Source organism: Desulfobulbus alkaliphilus (assembly GCF_016918545.1).
GTDB lineage: Bacteria > Desulfobacterota > Desulfobulbia > Desulfobulbales > Desulfobulbaceae > Desulfobulbus > Desulfobulbus alkaliphilus.
Window position 1 is genome coordinate 1 of sequence record NZ_JAFFQC010000322.1, and the last position, 423, is coordinate 423.

The 423-nt window shown below is 64.5% G+C and carries 1 pseudogene; it reads right to left on the reverse strand.

Annotated elements, in window-relative coordinates:
• Window positions 1–37: 37 nt before the first annotated feature.
• Window positions 38–423 (reverse strand): annotated as a pseudogene (locus JWG43_RS18750) (arginine:ornithine antiporter); the annotation flags it as partial.

The following is a 423-nucleotide window of genomic DNA, read 5'->3' on the forward strand; positions in this document are numbered from 1 at the left end:
CCCTTGGGCGCTCTCTTGCATTTGATCGTCAGGTCCCTCAGACGTGGGCAAAGGACCAGATGGCGGGCACCAGGCTCACCAGGGTTATCCCGGCCAGCAGCCGCTCGCGCAGGCTGAGCCGCTGCTCCGCCCCGAGCTGACGGCGACTGTAGAGAAACAGCAGCAGACCCGGCCCGTAGAGCAGCAAGGAGAGCAGCAGATACTCCACCCCGGCGGCATAGAGCAGCCAGAGACCGTAACCGCTCGACACCAGCGCCACCGCCCGCACCAGGCCATTGCCCTCTCCACTCAAGGAGAGCTTGAGCAGGAAGAGGCCGATCAGCAGGTAGGGCACCAGTATCATGGAGGTGGAGATGAGCAGCAGGTTGGTGTACCCCTTGCCGAGCAGCCACACCAGCAACAGGCAGCCCTGCACCGTCAGGC